The organism is Paenibacillus sp. Soil724D2 (genome assembly GCF_001427935.1).
Lineage (GTDB): Bacteria > Bacillota > Bacilli > Paenibacillales > NBRC-103111 > Paenibacillus_E.
On record NZ_LMRY01000011.1, the window covers coordinates 84,990 to 103,272 of the forward strand.

Genomic DNA, 18,283 nt, shown 5'->3' on the forward strand with positions numbered 1-18,283 from the left:
AATGAACATCGTGACTGAACATACGGATGAGATCACGCAAGTGAAAGTTCCGCTGCCTTTTCCTCTGCGATGGGTGAATGCTTACCTCGTACGAGGTAGCAACGGATATACCGTGATTGATCCGGGGCTCCACACCCCGGATGCGGAAGCGCTCTGGCAGCAGGTGCTGCAGGAGCGCGGGATCGGTTTCGAGCACGTGGAGCAAATCGTGCTCACCCACCACCATCCCGATCATTACGGGATGGCGGGTTGGTTCCAGGAGCGCACGGGCGCGCCGGTTCTCCTTTCGGAGACCGGCTTAGCGCAGGTGCAGCTCCTGTGGGGCCCGGAGCAGCCGATGTCGGCGCTGCTCCTGACGCTCTTTGCCCGGCACGGCTTCCCGGAAGCCGGGCTGATCGAGATGACGAAGCACATGGTGAGCTTCGTCTCGCTGGTGTCGCCGCAGCCACAGGTGACGGTGCTGCCTGAAGGGCCTGTGCGCCTCGGGGACCGCGTGTACGAAGCCATCGAGACCCCCGGCCATGCCGCGGGTCATCTGATCTTCTACGACGCCGCGGCGGAGGTGATCTTTTGCGGCGACCATGTCCTGCCGCAAATATCGCCGAATGTTTCCTTCCTTCCGCAGGTGGAAGAAAACCCGCTCGGCGCGTACCTCAGCAGCCTGCAGGAGATCGGCAGGCTGCCTGTGAAGATGGCTTACCCGGGGCACCGGGAGCCATGGTCCGGCTTTGGCGCACGCGCAGAGGAGCTTGTGCGCCATCATCATGAGCGGCTTGCGCTCATGGAGGGGCAGCTAAGCGCGCCGCTTAGCGCTTATGAGGTGTGCCGCGCGACGTTCGGCGACCGGCTGAGCATACACCAGATGAGGTTCGCGCTGTCGGAGACGATCGCTCACCTCATTCTGCTGGAATCAGAAGGCCGCATCCAACAGGTAGACCCCGCCGCGGAGCTTATTCAATATGTAGCGATATCGAAATAAATACAGAAGCCTCCAAGACCCGTTATGCGGGTTTGGAGGCTTTATTATTTTCAAGGGAAGTGCATTGTCTATTCCCCTACATTGGCAATTCTTCAATAACCAGCATCTTCAACTTACTTACTTCAAAGGCTTACTATAAGTAGGAATATTATTATGCGCCAATCGTCCACAGGCGGCAGCTACGATGCCACATACCATATCATCGATAAACGTATTGCATTTACCTTCTGAATGATCGCTATCGAGGTCTTTAATAATCCCGATTTTCTCTTTGTCGAGGTATCCGAAATTCGTGAGCGCAATGGTTCCATACATGAGTGGGACGGCTGTTGCGATGCTTTCATCAACCCCGAAAAGCCCTTCGTCTTCTCCAACAATATGATTGTACTGGGGATTAAATTCTTCGGCTTCAACGGCTGTATCAATTTTGATCGCCAATTGGAGGGCGTGGAAAGTTTGCTGTTTTCGTAATACGCCAAGAACATGCTCTTCACAAAGGCTGCGCTCCATATCCGGATTGTAAGGACGTTGAAGCTGATCCAGAATGTCCACCATATCCTCCAAAGCCACTCCTCTCGATGCGAACAAAGCCAGGTTACGTTCGGTATAGTCCTCTTTCACATTTTCAGAAATGATTGAACTGGCCGTTGAGGCAACAATGGCGCAGATCCCTTTGGAAATGAAAGATTTAGGACGTTTGGTCGGAAAAAAGAATCGGAATTTACAATCCATAAATCCAAAAAGAGAAATCGCGCCGCTGCCATATAGGCCACAGATAGACATAGCAATGGTGCGATGAACATTATATGAGGGGTCCTTCATACTAGCTAGGAGCTCGGAATCATGTTTGACCTTCTTTTGGAGCTCCATGAGCGTGGACATAACGTTATAGGTTTCTGTTTTGCTTAATACACCTAGCAAGGTTGTTGTGATCGTTTCATAGGGAATTTTCTTAATTCCTTTGATTTCGACGAGTAAGCGAGCAACAGCTTCTTCGATGTCAGCTTGGGAATAGTGACTGAAAACCTCTTCACGGAATTCGTTGAAAATGTTTGCTTTTTCTTTAAGGAATGTTCTCATTGAAGCGCCTCCGAATTAGGTTAATTCTTTATTTTTGAGTATAGCATATCTTTAAAAAATGCCGAAGGAAGGTGACCCCCAGAATTTTACTTGTTGCTTTGTTATACAGGCGCAGGGGTTAAATCCTAGTGCATGACTTTTTTTCAATTGAGGACAAAAAGTAGTTATAAATCGGACAAAGCCCCGTATAAATAATAATACGAAAAAGCAATGTACAGGCCATGCAAAGAAAATACAGGGCAGATGCTTCAGAAAGCTTCTGCGAAAACTTGGAGGAGGAAATAAGCTAATGAAACATCAACATTGGATTCGTTCAGCCGCTATCGCGGGGGTAATTGCCTTGCTGACCACGGGATGTTCGGTTCTGGGCACTGGAAAGAAAAGTGACATCGATGCACCTCCGACAACGGGTGCGGAAGCTGACGCGAAGACGACATCAGCGGCCGTTACGATCGATATGATCGAGGACAATTCATCACAGATGACGGTTTATGTGAAAGATGCTAAAGGATTCGTTGCTCCACTTAGTCTTGGATTACCAAAAACGGTTTCTGTCGCCAAAACGACTCTCGAGTATATGGTGGACGGAGGACCGGTAGCAAGTTTGCTTCCATCGGGTTTCCAAGCACTGCTGCCTAAAGGTACGAAGGTTGTTAGTTTGAATGTTACATCAGACAAGCGTGCCATTGTTGATTTCTCTAAGGAGTTCCTCAATTACGATGGGCCGAATGAGAGAAAGATTTTGGAGGCCATCACTTGGAACCTGACGAGCTTCCCAACCGTAGAGAAAGTACAGCTGCGTGTAGATGGGAAAGATCTGAAGGAGATGCCGAAAGGGAAGACACCGCTGGATACACCTCTTGCACGCTCTATGGGGATCAACATTGAGAAGGCTGAGGACGCTGAATTTGGTCAGTCCACACCGGTTACACTCTATTTCTTGAATCAAAATGATCAAAATTACAAATATTATGTACCTGTTACAAGGCTCGTCAAAAGGACAGATGATATCGCGAAAGCGGTCGTCGAACAATTGATCAAAGGGCCTGACCAGAAGAAAGGTCTGGCTGCTGTTCTGAATGCTACAACGGAAGTGAAGAGCATTAAGCCGGCAGATGGCGTTATAACGGTTGACTTCTCCAACAAATTCCTTGGCGCCGATCAGAAAGCATCCGCAGAGGCTATGCAGTCTGTAATTCTTTCATTGACGGAGAACACAAGCTTTAAACAAGTCCAAATTAAAGTGGATGGCGCAGTGAAACCTGTAACTAAAACTGCTCATATTAATCCGGCTAAGCTTTAAGAAGCTTGCCCGGTTCTAACGACCTCTATGCAAAAGCGCTGACTTTGACAAAGCGCTTGCATAGGGGTTTTCTCAGCATTATAATCATGTTCGACATCATTGTTTATGGCTTGGGGTGCTTTTCGCTGGCTACTTTGCTACAATGGGGCGTAGGAACAAAGCTTCTGATGGAAGCAACAGGAGGAGAACAACATTTATGAGAATTGGCGGAAGAACGAATCAAGAACTGCGACCTATGAAAATAACCCCTCATTATATAAAACACGCGGAAGGCTCGGTGCTTATTGAGGTCGGGGATACCAAAGTGATTTGTACAGCGACGATTGAAGAACGCGTACCTCCTTTTATGAAAGGTCAAGGGAAAGGTTGGGTAACAGCCGAATATTCGATGCTGCCTCGGGCTACGCAGGTTAGAAATCAGCGTGAAGCTGCCAAAGGTAAGCTGGGTGGACGTACGATGGAGATTCAGCGTCTTATCGGCCGTGCGCTTCGTTCCGTGGTGAATTTGGAAGCATTAGGCGAAAGATCCATAACTCTGGATTGCGATGTTATTCAAGCGGATGGCGGAACTCGTACAACGTCAATTACCGGTGCTTTTGTTGCTATGGCATTTGCCATGGACAAGTTGGCGACAGACAAAAAATTAGCCAAATTCCCGATTAACGACTTTCTTGCTTCTGTGAGTGTTGGTGTTATCGGCCAAACACCGCGGCTGGATCTGAATTATGAAGAAGATTCACATGCTAAAGTAGATATGAACGTCGTGATGACGGGGCAGGGTCAATTCGTAGAAATCCAAGGAACAGGCGAGGATGCTCCTTTTTCCCGTAAGGAACTGGATGAATTGCTCGCTCTTGCTGAAACAGGCATCCATACGATGATTGAAGAGCAATCTAAAGTATTAGGCCCGATCGCTGATCGCATTCGAGGTGTACATCATGCTGCTACAAAGTAATTTCGTCGTTATTGCGACGCGTAACGAGGGCAAAGTCAAAGAGTTTGCGAAGCTTTTTGGAGCAAAAGGCTATAAAGTTCGCAGCTTAACGGACTATACGGATCTTCCGGAAATCGTGGAGAGCGGAGCGACGTTTGCAGAAAATGCACGGATAAAAGCGCAGATTATTTCGGCACATCTCCATGTGCCGGTTCTTGCCGATGATTCAGGTTTGTGTGTAGCGGCTTTGAATGGCGAACCGGGTGTTTATTCTGCCAGGTATGCTGGAGAGGATGCTACGGATGCGGACAATAATGCTAAGTTGCTGCAAGCATTACGCGAGGCAGACTCGGTAGAAGGATTGCCTGATGGTGCAGAGCACCCAAAGCTTCTTAGCGAGGCATCCTATGTTTGTGCGCTTACACTCATCGATCCTGTAGCGAATGAAGTGATTGAAGCGGAGGACTCTTGCCGCGGTTACATCATTGGGGAAGAACGTGGCGAAAGCGGCTTCGGCTATGATCCGTTGTTTTATATCCCTGCTCTTGGGAGAACAATGGCTGAATTAACGGTGGAAGAGAAGAATGAGATAAGCCATCGAGCCAAAGCTTTGCGCATGTTCTTGGATAGACTCCCTGATCAGAACGGGTAATTTCATGAAGAAAACCTGCTTCCACTTTATAGGTGGGTAGCAGGTTTTTCATTTATCGGATGGATATTTTATAGGAACGTAACCAAGTATCTACTTGTGCCAAATAGGCGAATAGTTGAGGACCTGTCATCAATTGACCAAACCATGGGAGATCGAAATCATTCGTCTCTGAGCTGGCAAGTGCGCGGATTTTCTTAACATCAATGAAGGGAAGTAAGGGTGAGCTGGGGTCATCCAGAATTTCCAGAACCCATTTTCTCACAGCTGCTAAGTAGTTAGGATTGTGTGTTTTGGGATACGGACTTTTCTTGCGAGTTAGTACATCCTCAGGAAGAACACCTTTGAGCGCTTTACGCAAAATGCCTTTCTCCCGATCACCCGATGTTTTGATTTCCCAGGGAATATTCCAGACATACTCAACAAGACGGTGATCACAGAAAGGGACGCGGACTTCAAGTCCGACGGCCATACTCATACGGTCTTTTCGATCTAGAAGTGTCGGCATGAACCGGGTAATGTTTAAGTAAGACATTTCTCGCATACGGTTTTGCTGCTGCGTTTCCCCAGCTAACCGCGGCACTTCGCTGAGCGCTTGCTGGTATCGATTATTGACATACTCGACTGGTTTGATCCAATCCACAAGATCTGGAGCCAGCAGGTCGACGCGATTGTTAAGTTTTAAAGACCAAGGGAACGTATTTGCTGCCAAAGCTTCTTCGTTGTGGAACCAAGGGTATCCACCGAATATTTCGTCAGCTGCTTCGCCGGAAATGGCAACCGTCGCTTCTTTTTTGATCTCACGGCAAAATAAATAAAGAGACCCATCAACATCAGCCATGCCTGGTGTATCACGGGCAAATACTGCTGTTTTCAGAGATTCAACAAGCTCGGGTGTGTCGAATTCAATATAGTGATGCTCGGTTCCTAGATGCTCTGTCATCCGTTTAATCCAAGGTGCATCTGAATTTGGCTGAAATATGTTGGCTTTAAAATGCTTGTCATTATCTTTGTAATCAACGGAAAAGGTATGCAGAGCGCCTTGCCCGCTTTCTTTGTAATGAGCAGAGGCAAGTGCAGTAAGTGCACTAGAATCCAGTCCACCAGATAGAAGGGTACAAATGGGTACATCAGACACAAGTTGACGTTGGGATGTGTCTCTAAGCAGTTGTTGAACTTGCAATGCCGTAGCAGCAATATCGTCCGAATGCTGGTGGCTTTCGAGCTTCCAGTACGTACGGATGGATAAGCCATTGCGGTCAAATACTGCGCATTGTCCTGGTTTAAGCTCTGACATGTTGCGATAAATGCCATGACCAGGTGTGCGAGCTGGACCTACTGCGAAAATTTCGGCCAAGCCTTCAGCACCAACCTCTGCTTGAAAGTCGGGGTGCGCGAGTATGGCTTTCGGCTCAGAGCCGAATAGAAGCACACTATTTTGATGAGAATAAAAAAGCGGCTTTACGCCAAGCCGATCTCTGACTAAATAAAGGGATTGTTCTTGATCATTCCAGGCCGCGAAAGCGAAAATGCCATTCAGTCGATCTACACAAGCTCTCCCCCACTCAATAAAGGCAACGAGCAGCACCTCTGTATCACAGGTCGTGCGGAAATGATGTCCACGAAGTTCGAGCTCCTTTTTGAGTTCAGGGGCGTTATAGAGTTCGCCATTATATACGATCGTATACGTGTAGTCTCCTTGTTTCCGTACCATGGGCTGAGCGCCGTTTTCCGGATCCATTACACTAAGACGTCGATGGCCGAGGGCACAATGCTGTGAAATCCATGTACCAGAAGCATCAGGTCCACGCAAATGGAGCGTTTCCGTCATATTTTCTAGAATGGACGGGTACCCGGTCAAGTCTTTCCGCCAATCTATCCAACCCGTTATTCCGCACATAGACGTTCCTTCCTTTCTTTATAAAGAGAGCATGATGATAAAAGGTATGCAAACGGAAGGTAGATAATGTCTGTCCAGAAGTGGATGGGCGCAGTCAACCGGACGGATTTTGTGTTTTGTTGACAGGCCTGATACAATAAACCCAATTCTTACTTACTAAAGGACAAAGGTGATGACAATGAAAAAGAAACACTCTAAAGCACAAATTGATTATCTGGCTTCAAGAGAACATTTTTTGCAAATCAGTAACCAAGCGGATAAACGAATTACGGAATTAAAAGAAGAAGGTAAAGAAGTAGGGCAAGCAGAAATGGAAGAAATTATTGAGCGTGTCGGCTTGCATCGTGCTTACAACGAACTTACCCAAGCGGAGAATGTTTTGATTAATTGGACACAAACAGCTATTAAAACAGAGCCGGAATTTATTCAAAACCGCACTAATTTTGAGGAATTGTACGAAAAAGTCAAAACAGATGCAGAAGCAAGAGGCGCGATTCTTAATCTTGCCATGCGTTTAAATTTAGAGCTTGTGTGACATTCTAAAGAGGTAGTGCCATTCTTTCTTCAGGAGGCGAATGCTCATGGATAGTCATTTCATTAGCAAGCTGCACGACAAGCAGAGGAAAGCCGCGAAGAATTTCAGGACCCAAGGTGACGGTCAGCCAGGCAGTAATTTGCCGCACAAGAAGCACTAAAGTCTAATGGCACCATCAAGAGCCTGTAGGGAGATTTCCTTACAGGCTTTTGCTTTTATTATCCATTTGCCTTCGTCCTTTATGGGTATTTTATACAGCATATTTGAGGTTGTATCTCACCATACTAATCAAGTGATCATTATTTCAACTCATAGGAGGATTCCCATCATGAGCAAAAAGAAAAGTAAAAGTATGGATCAGAGGATACAGAGCACAATCGATCATTCGAAGCAATCTTCTCGCATACAGTCCAATCTGGACTCAACAGAGCCTGGTCATCACCAACCGAATCGTCCTTCCGTTTAAACGAGTGAATTGAAATCGTAAATACAGCTTCGATGAAGTCCCTACCATTTGGTTGGGGCTTTTTCCTTGTACATAGATAGACTTATGAGGTATGATGATTGAGTTTAAAAGATTTGAATAAGCTCGAACAATTTCATATACGAAATAGGTGCTTACAATCCGCTTTCCAAGCGCAGAGTAAGCTTAAAAGGGAAGATCGGTTAGAAGCCGACGCGGTCCCGCCACTGTAACAGAGGAGTCAACGTCTCTATGCCACTGATCGACCGATTGGGAAGGCTGACGTTTGATGAAGATCCTGAAGCCAGGAGACCTGCCTATTTCAGCAGCACAGTTATATACCTACGGGAGATAGGGAGGTGTTCTTATGAGTACGTGGGATCTTTCAACAGTCCAACATCATGTACTTATCTGTAACGGGGGATCTTGCCTGAAAAATTCAGGAGACGAAACAACGCTAGCCATCCGAGATGAAATTTCGAAGCACGGAGCGGAGCATCTTATACATACCACTCGGACTAGATGTAATGGCCGCTGTCAGGATGCAGGTGTTGTTACGGTGTATCCGCAAGGGATTTGGTACAAGGAAATGACACCAGAGACTGGGAGAAGGCTTGTTCGAGAGCATTTACTAGAGGGTAAACCACTCCAAGAACATATGATTTATAGCTTTGAGGAACACTTTGTGCCAACCGGAAAAGGAAATAAGGGCATTAGTCGCGTTCAAAATAAATAACCGGATAATGAAAGTTTAAAGGGGCTTATCCCAAAAGGTTTATAACCTTTTGGGATATCTACCTTTTAGTTCGTATCCATAAGGACTTCCGCCAATAGGTGGAGGTCCTTTTTGGTCAGAATTAATATGTTTTAGGTAAGGGGAAAGCAAAGCCTACCCCTTACCTATTCGGGTGCTCCAGAATAAGCACATTTCCTTGCTTATTCAGCGCTGACGCGCAGGATAGCCTACCGGGAAGTTGATTTTCGACTTCTCAGACTCTGTCGGCTCGGCGAGCTCTCACAGAAAGCGCGTTTTTCGCGCTTATTCGTTCGGGTGCTCCAGGATAAGCGCGTTTTCCTCGCTTATTCAGTGCGGAGGCGCAGGACGGCCTACTGAGAAGTCGATTTTCGACTTCTCAGACTCTATCGGCTCGGCGAGCTGCATGCATGTATACAAAAAGAAGCTATCCCTCTAATCACAGTTGGGACAGCCTCTTCTTAACTCTATTTATATTCGTTAATGATAGTTATAAATAGACCTTTTGTAATAATGTCTTAAAATCACTCACATTCTTAGGTGCCGAGATTCCCTGACGACTAGCTTCGGGCAATGCTTCCCACAGATCTAGCAGCATGGGCCTATCAAGACCAAGACCAATAATAGCCTTGCTATCTTTGAATATATCATCTGGCGTGCCTTCCATGACGCACTGTCCTTGATCCATCACGAGAATCCAATCAGCCCATGAGTAGGCAAGGTTCATGTCATGGGTAGCCATGACTAACGTGATGCCGCGATTATGTATACGGTCAAGTTCCTCGACAAGCTGTTGTTCCGATATGCGATCCAGATAGGCCGTTGGTTCATCCAGAAGTAGCAGCTTAGGTTCAAGCACAAGCACACCGGCTAAGGCTACACGTTTCTTTTGGCCGAGGCTCAAGTGGTGAATAGGTGTGTTTGCTAAGTGCTCGAGCCCCATCGTTCTTAATATAGCTTCTGCTCGGCGGTTAATCTCAGGCTCAGGAATGGCAGCATTCCGCAGACCGTAGGTGACATCCTCATAAGGAGTATTCAGAATGAGCTGCTGTTCCGGATCTTGAAAGACAAGTCCAACGTCTTGACGTAATTGCTTGAGTTCTTTGCGGGTATAAGTTAAAGCTTCGTTCTTCCATACAACTTGGCCTGATGAAGGTGAATGAATGCCAATAGCTTGAAGAAATAATGTTGATTTGCCAGAACCGTTATGACCGCAAATAGCTGTTTTTTTTCCCTCGGGGATGCGGAGCTTTAATTTGTTTAAAGCCATGTTCTGAGAAGCGGGATAGCTAAAACTAACTTCTAAGGTTTCTAGAATCGTGCTCATCGGATACTCCTCCAATTCCAACGCAGCCAAATTTCGAGCAGCAGTAAGAGCGTGAGTCCTACATAACTTTCCAATTTATATCGAAAAGGTACAGGGTTAGCTCGGTAGGGGGCCATGTGAATGTCATCCGTAAAACCTCGGGAGACAAGGCCATTTGACAATGATTTATACCGCTGCATCGTTTTAATAAACATTTGAACAATAATAATGGCTGTATCCTTTAGTCTATTTTGGAAACCAGTCTGACCGCCTCTAGATTGCTGAGCCACATACATGTTATTGGCAATTTCAAATAGGATGAACAGAAACCGATACATAATAAGCATAATTTCCAGAACTAGCTTGGGAACACGAACTTTTTGTAAAACTTGCAGCATTTCGGAAAAAGGAGTGCTGAACATAATAAAGGACACGCAACTTAGACTTGCTATGATACGAACGAATAATTTGCCAATTAGCAAAAGAGCTGTTGAAGAAACGGACAACTTCCAGTCCATGAATGTAAAGGCCGCCACCTCATGGATATCAGGCAAGGCTTCTTGCAAAGGACGGACCTCTACCACTATTGCGGGTACACTACCTACAAAAAATAGGCATGCAGCACCGATGATAGTTACATAATATTTGATTGGAATACGAGCATAGACTACCGTCCATACGGCCATCCAAATCGCTATAATTACCTGGACCGCTGGATGCGTTAGATAAGAAAACAACAGCATGGTAACTGCAAAACCGCACTTCCACATCGGTGATAGGGGGCGTAAGGCATTTTTATAGGAGAGCGAGTCGATTAATTTCATCATTGGTTTTTGGACTTAGACGTTTTCCCTTTGAAATAGCCAAAGGCATACCCGATGAAGCCAGCCCCGATGGCAGCTTGTAAGGCGAACAGCATACTTTCCGTCTCAGCTGGGAGCTCAAATAATGAAGAGAACCATGGCGTATAGGAAGGCTCAATACTTTGGATTAATTGTTCAGCGGCATCATCAGATCCACCAAATTCGCCTTTTGCGAAAATAAGGGGTAAGACTGCCAATAATACAACGGCAATTAACATCAAGGTATTCACAGTACGAGTTTTCATAGCTCAGAAGCTCCTTTCATTTTATGTTGTAGAATGGATAGCTCTTTTGGGCTGTAAGATTGTAACCAATTCCATATTAATACGGTTAAAATACCTTCACTAATAGCAAGAGGAATTTGTGTAATGGCAAAAATACCGCCGAATTTCAAAAAGGATGCTATAAATCCACCTTGTTCAGCTGGGAATGCAAGAGCTAATTGGACAGAAGTAACAATGTATGTGGATAAGTCGGCAAGAGCAGCTGCCAAAAATATCGACCATTTTTGTTTGCCTGTTGTTTTCATCATGGACTTATATATGAAGTAACCAACTACTGGACCGGAGAGGGCCATGGAGAAAGCATTTGCCCCGAGTGTCGTAAGTCCTCCATGAGCAAGTAAAACCGCTTGAAATAACAAAACAATCGATCCTAGGACGCTCATAGGGAGCGGTCCGAACATTACGGCTCCTAAACCTGTACCTGTTGGGTGAGAACTGCTTCCGGTTACAGAAGGGATCTTCAATGCCGACAGTACGAAGGTGAATGCGCCAGCAAGGCCAAGCATAATTTTGAGCTCTGGATGTTCTTTCGTAATTTTGATAAGTGCTCGGACACCTAGAAAGAAGAACGGAAGGAAGGCTGCCCACCAAAATATAGCCCAACCTACAGGGAGAAATCCTTCCATAATGTGCATGCCGTAAACGGTTTGCGGTTCATTAATGAATAGATAGAGGGCTAACCCTATAACCACTAGTAAGAAGCTAGTGACCTTGTTCTTTTGTGCCTTAGTTTGCATGTTTTTTAATTCCTCCTAATTAAAGTTTGTGTAACGAACAAAAAAGACCAATCCTGATGGATTGGCCGTGGGTACGTACGAATAAACGACAAATATAAGCTAGATGTCGAAAGACTTGACGTACACCGCTCCTTTCCGCGAAGGTTTCTGGGTGCATAAATGAAGGTAGGTCTCCTGGCTCTCGGATCATCGTATTCTTTCAGCCTTCCCTGAATTTTCATCAAGTGACATGATAGAAAGAAACTCCCCGAATACAGTGGCGGGACCGCTCGGGATTTGCACCCGATTCCCTGTTACCCCTTGCTTGCTACGCAAAGGCACCTCATTTATTCGAAAAAATATGTAATTGAAAAGAGTATAACACAATATGAAAGATTCGTAGCATAGTGAAATTTTATTTTTTAGCAAATGTAGATAAACAAAAAAAGATCGCGATTTCTCGCGATCCTTTGCCGTGCATGAACGTCCCAGGAGGGATTCGAACCCCCGACCGCACGCTTAGAAGGCGTGTGCTCTATCCAGCTGAGCTACTGAGACATAAACCTCTTCTTACCTTGCGGATTTGATCCGTTTAGCGAAGCAAGAGTTATATTATCATATAGTTTAAAGTGAAGTCAACCCTATTTTATATATTTATTTTGCAATCACTTGGACAATCAAGTAAACTGTCACCAGCGAGAAGATTTCTGAGGTGATCATCATAACGGACCCATCCATCAATAACTTAATTCTTTTTCCGAAAACAGAGCAATTTTACGAAGAGGAGCTTACTCGGTTCCTAAAAACAGAGCAGTATAGTGATGCGCTCCAATTGCTTACCTTTCTACTGCAATTTCCGACAGTAGACCAACACAAAACTGAACAATGGGAAGCTTTGAGGAATTGGCTGTATACCATGTATCCAGAAACCATGTTCCCTATGACGTCTCCATTGGAAGATGATCCAGAAGAAGAAACGGATCTATTACGGCAGTACATACAAGATAAGACAGCCGATGATGGCGCCTTTGCGCTTAAACTTCTGAATATGCTAAGAGAAGGTACGTTGGAGCAGCAAGTCAATGCCCTTGAACAATTAGCGTTCATTGATCAATCTGACGTGAGCGACCGTGTAAAGGAGTGGCTATGTGAGAAGCCGCGGCACCCTCACATTCAGTTTAAAGCTTTGCAGGCGCTTAAACAGATGGGTGAGCGAGGATTTATTGAGTTTCCTAAGAATGGGGAAAAGATCCTTGTCGAGATCGAAGAGACACCGCTGTGCCCGGAGGATTTTCCATCACGCATTCGTGATATGATTCGCAGAGTCGGGGACATTAGTGAAATAAGCCAACCTGATTTTGTCTATTTTGCCAAGCAGACCTGGCAGGAATTTCTAGCCTATGCGTATGGGACATCGATCTATACCGATCTGCAGAAAGCGGAAGAAGGTGCTGTTGATGTGTGGGCATCTGCACTTCATGCGATTCTTCAAGAGAAATTGTTTGGCTCGGTGAATCGTGAAGAATTACTAGATAATTACGGGATTGTTGATTCCATGAAGCTTCAGTGGAAACGAGCTAACCTTGTGCTGCAAGCGTTTGTGAAGCAGTTTAATCCGGACCCATCATAAGGCAAGAAAGGCTGCCTTGAAATGAAAATCTTATATGGTATAATAGAATGGTTGTAAAGAGCGTAACGTGAAAATATGTCATCGTACATTTTTGGAGGGGAAAGCATAAAATGAAAGCAAGTTGGGAAAAAATAGAGAAGAACGTAGGCGTTCTTGAAGTGGAAGTTGGCGCAGAGCGCGTAGCAGATGCTTTGGATAAAGCATTTAAAAAGGTATCCGCGAAAGTGAATGTTCCAGGATTCCGTAAAGGGAAAGTACCTCGTTCTATCTTTGAAGCTAAATTTGGTGTAGAAAGCTTGTATCAAGATGCTTTAGATATCATTTTGCCAGAAGTTTATGTGGAAGCGATTGAAGAAGTTAAAATCGAGCCTGTTGATCGTCCTGAAGTAGACGTTGAGCAATTCGGCAAAGGACAAGTACTGAAGTTCAAAGCTAAAGTAACTGTTAAGCCTGAAGTAACTCTTGGCGAATACAAAGGTATCGAAGTTGAAGCGGTAAGCGCAGAAGTTACGGATGAAGAATTGACTGAAGAGCTTACACGTTTGCAACAACGTCATGCTGAATTGGTTGTTCTTGAAGAAGGACAAGCAGCAAATGGTGACGTCGTTGTCCTCGATTTCGAAGGATTTGTTGATGGAGAAGCGTTCGAAGGCGGTAAAGCGGAGAAATACTCCCTTGAGCTTGGTTCCAACTCTTTCATTCCAGGTTTCGAAGAGCAACTCGTAGGTCTTGGTAAAGGCGAAGAGAAAGAAGTTAACGTTAGCTTCCCTGAAAACTACCATTCCGAAGATTTGAAAGGCAAAGCAGCTGTGTTTAAAGTGAAAATTCACGACATTAAACGCAAAAACTTGCCAGAGCTTGATGATGAGTTTGCTAAAGATGTGAGCGAGTACGATACACTTGTAGAGTACAAAGAAGAACTGAAAAAACGTCTTCAAGAGCGCAAAGAAAAAGATTCAGAGGCTGCTCTGGAAACAGCTGTTGTTGAAAAAGCTGCAGCTAATGCTGAAGTTGAAATTCCAGCTTCTATGGTAGAAGCAGAGCTAGACGTTATGGTGAAGGAATTCGAAAGACGTCTTCGCTCCCAAGGCATGACGCTTGAGATCTACTTCCAGTTCTCCGGTCAAAACGAGAGCGTGCTGAAAGAACAAATGAGAGAAGATGCTGACAAGCGTGTTCGTAACAACCTTGTTCTTGAAGCCATCGCAGCTGCAGAAAAAATCACAGTTTCCGATGAAGAAGTTGACACGGAACTTGAGAAATATGCACAATCCTACCAAAAAACAACGGCAGAACTTCGTGAACTGTTTGCTTCTAACGGCAGCTTAGAAGGTCTGAGCAACGATCTTGTGATGAGAAAAACGGTTGACTTCTTGCTTGAAAATAGCAAGCATGTTTCCGCAGCAGTATAAATAAGGTTAGTAAAGGCACGTACGTAAGCAACGTGCCTTTCTTTTACCCTATTTTAGCCTCCAAACTGCCCAAGACTATAAGAAATACCCTCATACATAGCAGTTCTCTGAAAAAATGACTTTGCTGTTCAAACGTGTTAAACTGTATCTGAATCTCAATTGAGAGAACTTGGCTATTGCCGCAAAAGGAGTTGGTACAATGAGTCTTATTCCTATGGTTGTTGAACAAGAGGCTCGTGGGGAACGTTCTTACGATATCTACTCGCGTTTATTAAAGGACCGCATTATCTTCATTGGGAGCGCTATTGATGACGATGTGGCTAATTTGGTCATTGCCCAGCTGCTCTTTTTATCAGCACAGGATCCCGATAAGGATATCCACTTATATATCAATTCACCAGGTGGATCTGTAACAGCTGGAATGGGTATCTTCGATACCATGCAGTTTATTAAACCAGATGTATCTACGATTTGTGTAGGTATGGCTGCAAGTATGGGCTCTCTGTTATTAACAGCAGGTGCCAAAGGTAAGCGATACGCGCTGCCGAATGCAGAAGTAATGATACACCAACCGCTCGGCGGTGTAAGAGGTCAAGCAACCGATATCAAAATCCACGCGGATTGGATTATCAAAACGAAACAAAAACTCAACCAGATCTATGTGGACCGTACGGGACAGCCGCTTGAAAAGATCGAAAGAGACACCGACCGGGATAACTTTATGAGCGCTGATGAAGCGAAGGCATACGGGTTAATCGACGAGGTTATCACTCGAAACGACTTGAAATAAAGGAGTGATCCCATGTTTAAATTTAACGATGAAAAAGGCCAACTCAAATGTTCCTTTTGTGGAAAATCCCAAGACCAAGTTCGCAAACTTGTTGCAGGTCCGGGAGTTTACATTTGTGATGAATGTATAGAGCTTTGCACGGAGATTGTGGAAGAAGAATTAGGGCATGAAGAAGAGCTTGATCTGAAAGATGTTCCGAAACCAAAAGAAATTCGCAATATTTTGGATCAGTACGTGATCGGGCAGGATCAAGCGAAAAAATCGCTGGCTGTAGCGGTTTATAACCACTATAAGCGTATTAATTCGCAAAACAAATTGGAAGATGTTGAGCTTCAAAAAAGTAACATCGTGCTTCTAGGACCTACAGGAAGTGGTAAAACGTTGCTAGCGCAAACACTTGCCAAAATTCTGAATGTTCCTTTTGCAATCGCGGACGCCACTTCATTAACAGAAGCTGGTTATGTGGGCGAAGACGTTGAGAATATTTTGCTCAAACTGATTCAAGCTGCAGATTATGATGTAGAAAAAGCCGAACGCGGCATTATCTATATTGATGAGATCGATAAAGTGGCACGTAAATCCGAGAACCCATCCATTACAAGAGACGTTTCCGGAGAAGGTGTTCAACAAGCTTTGCTCAAAATTCTTGAAGGTACGGTTGCCTCTGTTCCTCCACAAGGTGGACGTAAGCATCCGCATCAAGAATTCATTCAAATTGATACAACCAACATTCTGTTTATTTGCGGCGGAGCTTTTGATGGCCTTGAGCAAATTATCAAACGCAGAATCGGTAAAAAAGTAATTGGCTTTAGCACAGATGGAGCTAAAGTTGATTTGAAACCAGGCGAGTACTTATCCATGGTGCTTCCGGAAGATCTCTTGCGATTCGGTTTAATCCCGGAATTCGTTGGTCGTTTACCGGTCATCTCTACACTAGAGCCGCTGGATGAACCAGCTCTTGTGCGTATTCTTTCGGAGCCTAAGAATGCACTCGTGAAACAATACCAGAAGATGCTCGAGATGGATAACGTCTCACTCGAATTTGATGCAGAGGCGCTTGATGCCATTGCTAAAGAAGCAATCAAACGTAATACTGGCGCGCGCGGTCTGAGAGCCATCATTGAAAGCATAATGCTTGATGTGATGTTCGAAGTCCCTTCGAGAACAGACGTTACAACATGTGTGGTATCTAAGGAAACGGTTCAAAACAAGATCACTCCTGTTTTGACGACCAAAGATGGCGCGCAGGCGACTGGTAAGAAGAAAGAAGAAAGCGCGTAACCCATAATTTCACAAATTACACACAGCCTCCAATCCGATCCCCTGTTAATGGGATTGGAGCGGAGGATGTTTGGTGTCATGGGGAGAGAAACCATAATGTTCCATAGAAAAGATACGCGGGCCGTTCGTGTAGGCGATTTGACGATCGGTGGCAGTAATGAAGTCATCATGCAAAGTATGTGTACAACGAAGACAGCGGATGTGAAGGCGACAGTAGCAGAAATCCTTCGTTTGGAAGAAGCAGGCTGCCAAATCGTTCGTGTCACCGTGAACAACAAGGAAGCTGCAGAGGCCATCAAAGAAATCAAGAAGCAAATTCATATTCCACTTGTGGCAGATATTCATTTTGACCATCGCTTAGCGCTTGCTGCTATTGAGAATGGCATCGATAAAGTGCGTATCAATCCAGGTAATATCGGCCGCCGCGAGAAGGTAGAAGCGGTTGTTAAAGCTTGTAAGGAACGTGGCATTCCAATTCGTATTGGGGTCAATGCCGGCTCACTTGAGAATCATCTTCTCGAAAAGTATGGATACCCAACGCCTGAGGCTATGGTAGAAAGTGCCTTATTCCACATTAACATTCTGGAAGAGCTTGATTTCCATGATATTATCGTTTCACTCAAAGCTTCCGATGTTCCTATGGCGATTGCAGCTTATTCTCAAGCGGCTAAAGCATTCAACTACCCACTTCACCTTGGGATTACTGAGGCTGGAACGCTCTTTACAGGTGCTGTAAAGAGTGCGGCAGGTATCGGAACGCTGCTCAATATGGGACTCGGTAACACACTCCGTATTTCACTTAGCGCGGATCCTGTTGAAGAGATTAAAGTAGCTCGTGAGCTGCTCAAAACGTTCGGATTGATTACTAACGCTGCAACTCTTGTTTCCTGTCCTACCTGTGGCCGCTTGGATATCGATTTGTTCTCGATCGCTAACGAGGTTGAGGATTATATTGCAAAGATCAAAGTGCCAATTAAGGTATCTGTACTTGGCTGTGCAGTAAATGGTCCAGGAGAAGCGCGTGAAGCTGATATTGGGATTGCAGGAGCTCGTGGCGAGGGAATGCTGTTCCGTTATGGAGAAATGATTCGCAAGGTTCCTGAAGCTGAACTGCTCGATGAATTAAAGAAAGAAATTGATATCATCGTAGATTCTTATGAAAAAACTGGTGTTATCCCAGGACGTAAGCACTAATAGCATATATTTAAAAAAGATAGCCGTTAAATGTGCCTAGGATGAGGTGCTTTTAACGGCTTTCTTTGTGTCTCGGAGACAATGAGCTCGTGATTGTAAGGAATTGTTACAGATCCCCAGTTATGGACGGATAAGCAGGTATATAACCATAAATCCTTTTTTAAAGGGAACTACAGTGCTCTATTTTGGGAAAATGCACTAGAAATTTGA

The 18,283-nt window shown here is 45.0% G+C and carries 19 protein-coding genes, 1 tRNA gene and 2 riboswitches; of the genes, 13 read left to right on the forward strand and 7 right to left on the reverse strand.

Going from position 1 to position 18,283, the window contains the following annotated elements:
- Position 1: 1 nt before the first annotated feature.
- Positions 2-979 (forward strand): MBL fold metallo-hydrolase, encoded by a 978-nt coding sequence (locus tag ASG85_RS12885; protein WP_060646450.1) that lies wholly within the window; start codon positions 2-4, stop codon positions 977-979.
- Between the two features lie 117 nt (positions 980-1,096).
- Here the strand turns inward: ASG85_RS12885 and ASG85_RS36940 are convergent, their stop codons facing one another.
- Entirely contained in the window at positions 1,097-2,059 is a 963-nt protein-coding gene (locus tag ASG85_RS36940; RefSeq protein WP_057306196.1) for a phosphatidylglycerophosphatase A, read from the reverse strand.
- Between the two features lie 289 nt (positions 2,060-2,348).
- Between ASG85_RS36940 and ASG85_RS12895 the strand changes: the two genes are divergently transcribed.
- From ASG85_RS12895 to ASG85_RS12905, 3 genes are all read left to right on the forward strand, one after another.
- Positions 2,349-3,362 (forward strand): GerMN domain-containing protein, encoded by a 1,014-nt coding sequence (locus ASG85_RS12895; protein ID WP_060646434.1) that lies wholly within the window; start codon positions 2,349-2,351, stop codon positions 3,360-3,362.
- A gap of 196 nt (positions 3,363-3,558) precedes the next feature.
- Positions 3,559-4,317 carry a ribonuclease PH gene (gene rph / locus ASG85_RS12900; RefSeq protein WP_057306194.1) on the forward strand — a complete coding sequence of 253 codons (759 nt, stop codon included), beginning with the start codon at positions 3,559-3,561 and terminating at the stop codon, positions 4,315-4,317.
- Positions 4,301-4,948, forward strand: a complete 648-nt coding sequence (locus tag ASG85_RS12905) for an XTP/dITP diphosphatase (RefSeq protein WP_060646435.1) — start codon at positions 4,301-4,303, stop codon at positions 4,946-4,948. Before rph ends, ASG85_RS12905 begins: the two co-directional genes overlap by 17 nt.
- A 52-nt stretch (positions 4,949-5,000) precedes the next feature.
- On the opposite strand, the gene asnB is transcribed toward ASG85_RS12905, so the two are convergent.
- Entirely contained in the window at positions 5,001-6,845 is a 1,845-nt protein-coding gene (asnB, locus tag ASG85_RS12910; protein ID WP_057306192.1) for an asparagine synthase (glutamine-hydrolyzing), read from the reverse strand.
- 178 nt (positions 6,846-7,023) lie between these two features.
- Between asnB and ASG85_RS12915 the strand changes: the two genes are divergently transcribed.
- The 4 genes from ASG85_RS12915 (at position 7,024) to ASG85_RS12920 (ending at position 8,579) form a co-directional block, all read left to right on the forward strand.
- Positions 7,024-7,380, forward strand: coding sequence for a hypothetical protein (locus ASG85_RS12915; RefSeq protein WP_060646436.1), 357 nt, complete (start codon positions 7,024-7,026; stop codon positions 7,378-7,380).
- A gap of 46 nt (positions 7,381-7,426) precedes the next feature.
- Complete coding sequence (locus ASG85_RS36945; RefSeq protein ID WP_082562468.1) at positions 7,427-7,540, forward strand: DUF4023 family protein; 114 nt, start codon at positions 7,427-7,429, stop codon at positions 7,538-7,540.
- 168 nt (positions 7,541-7,708) lie between these two features.
- Positions 7,709-7,846: a hypothetical protein gene (locus ASG85_RS37810; protein WP_156390195.1), complete on the forward strand. Its 138-nt coding sequence runs from the start codon at positions 7,709-7,711 to the stop codon at positions 7,844-7,846.
- Between the two features lie 129 nt (positions 7,847-7,975).
- Positions 7,976-8,179, forward strand: a riboswitch (cobalamin riboswitch).
- A gap of 31 nt (positions 8,180-8,210) precedes the next feature.
- Positions 8,211-8,579, forward strand: a complete 369-nt coding sequence (locus tag ASG85_RS12920; RefSeq protein ID WP_060646437.1) for a (2Fe-2S) ferredoxin domain-containing protein — start codon at positions 8,211-8,213, stop codon at positions 8,577-8,579.
- A 508-nt stretch (positions 8,580-9,087) separates the two neighbouring features.
- On the opposite strand, the gene ASG85_RS12925 is transcribed toward ASG85_RS12920, so the two are convergent.
- The 5 genes from ASG85_RS12925 to ASG85_RS12945 all read right to left on the reverse strand — a co-directional run bounded on the left by ASG85_RS12925 (position 9,088) and on the right by ASG85_RS12945 (position 12,324).
- Entirely contained in the window at positions 9,088-9,924 is an 837-nt protein-coding gene (locus tag ASG85_RS12925; protein WP_060646438.1) for an energy-coupling factor ABC transporter ATP-binding protein, read from the reverse strand.
- Entirely contained in the window at positions 9,921-10,730 is an 810-nt protein-coding gene (gene cbiQ / locus ASG85_RS12930; protein WP_060646439.1) for a cobalt ECF transporter T component CbiQ, read from the reverse strand. Before cbiQ ends, ASG85_RS12925 begins: the two co-directional genes overlap by 4 nt.
- Positions 10,727-11,011 (reverse strand): energy-coupling factor ABC transporter substrate-binding protein, encoded by a 285-nt coding sequence (locus tag ASG85_RS12935; RefSeq protein WP_060646440.1) that lies wholly within the window; start codon positions 11,009-11,011, stop codon positions 10,727-10,729. The genes cbiQ and ASG85_RS12935 overlap by 4 nt, the downstream gene beginning before the upstream one ends.
- Entirely contained in the window at positions 11,008-11,787 is a 780-nt protein-coding gene (locus tag ASG85_RS12940; protein WP_057306187.1) for an energy-coupling factor ABC transporter permease, read from the reverse strand. The genes ASG85_RS12935 and ASG85_RS12940 overlap by 4 nt, the downstream gene beginning before the upstream one ends.
- A 146-nt stretch (positions 11,788-11,933) precedes the next feature.
- Positions 11,934-12,127, reverse strand: a riboswitch (cobalamin riboswitch).
- 123 nt (positions 12,128-12,250) lie between these two features.
- Positions 12,251-12,324, reverse strand: a tRNA-Arg gene (locus tag ASG85_RS12945).
- A gap of 154 nt (positions 12,325-12,478) precedes the next feature.
- Between ASG85_RS12945 and ASG85_RS12950 the strand changes: the two genes are divergently transcribed.
- The 5 genes from ASG85_RS12950 to ispG all read left to right on the forward strand — a co-directional run bounded on the left by ASG85_RS12950 (position 12,479) and on the right by ispG (position 18,073).
- Positions 12,479-13,396 (forward strand): hypothetical protein, encoded by a 918-nt coding sequence (locus ASG85_RS12950; RefSeq protein WP_060646441.1) that lies wholly within the window; start codon positions 12,479-12,481, stop codon positions 13,394-13,396.
- Positions 13,397-13,506: 110 nt separating this feature from the next.
- Positions 13,507-14,808, forward strand: coding sequence for a trigger factor (gene tig, locus ASG85_RS12955; RefSeq protein WP_057306185.1), 1,302 nt, complete (start codon positions 13,507-13,509; stop codon positions 14,806-14,808).
- Positions 14,809-15,007: 199 nt separating this feature from the next.
- On the forward strand, positions 15,008-15,598 hold the full coding sequence (clpP, locus tag ASG85_RS12960) for an ATP-dependent Clp endopeptidase proteolytic subunit ClpP (protein WP_057306184.1): 591 nt from the start codon (positions 15,008-15,010) through the stop codon (positions 15,596-15,598).
- Positions 15,599-15,610: 12 nt separating this feature from the next.
- Positions 15,611-16,879 carry an ATP-dependent protease ATP-binding subunit ClpX gene (gene clpX / locus ASG85_RS12965; RefSeq protein WP_057306183.1) on the forward strand — a complete coding sequence of 423 codons (1,269 nt, stop codon included), beginning with the start codon at positions 15,611-15,613 and terminating at the stop codon, positions 16,877-16,879.
- A 96-nt stretch (positions 16,880-16,975) separates the two neighbouring features.
- Complete coding sequence (ispG, locus tag ASG85_RS12970) at positions 16,976-18,073, forward strand: flavodoxin-dependent (E)-4-hydroxy-3-methylbut-2-enyl-diphosphate synthase (RefSeq protein WP_057306182.1); 1,098 nt, start codon at positions 16,976-16,978, stop codon at positions 18,071-18,073.
- The last annotated feature ends 210 nt before the right edge of the window (positions 18,074-18,283 follow it).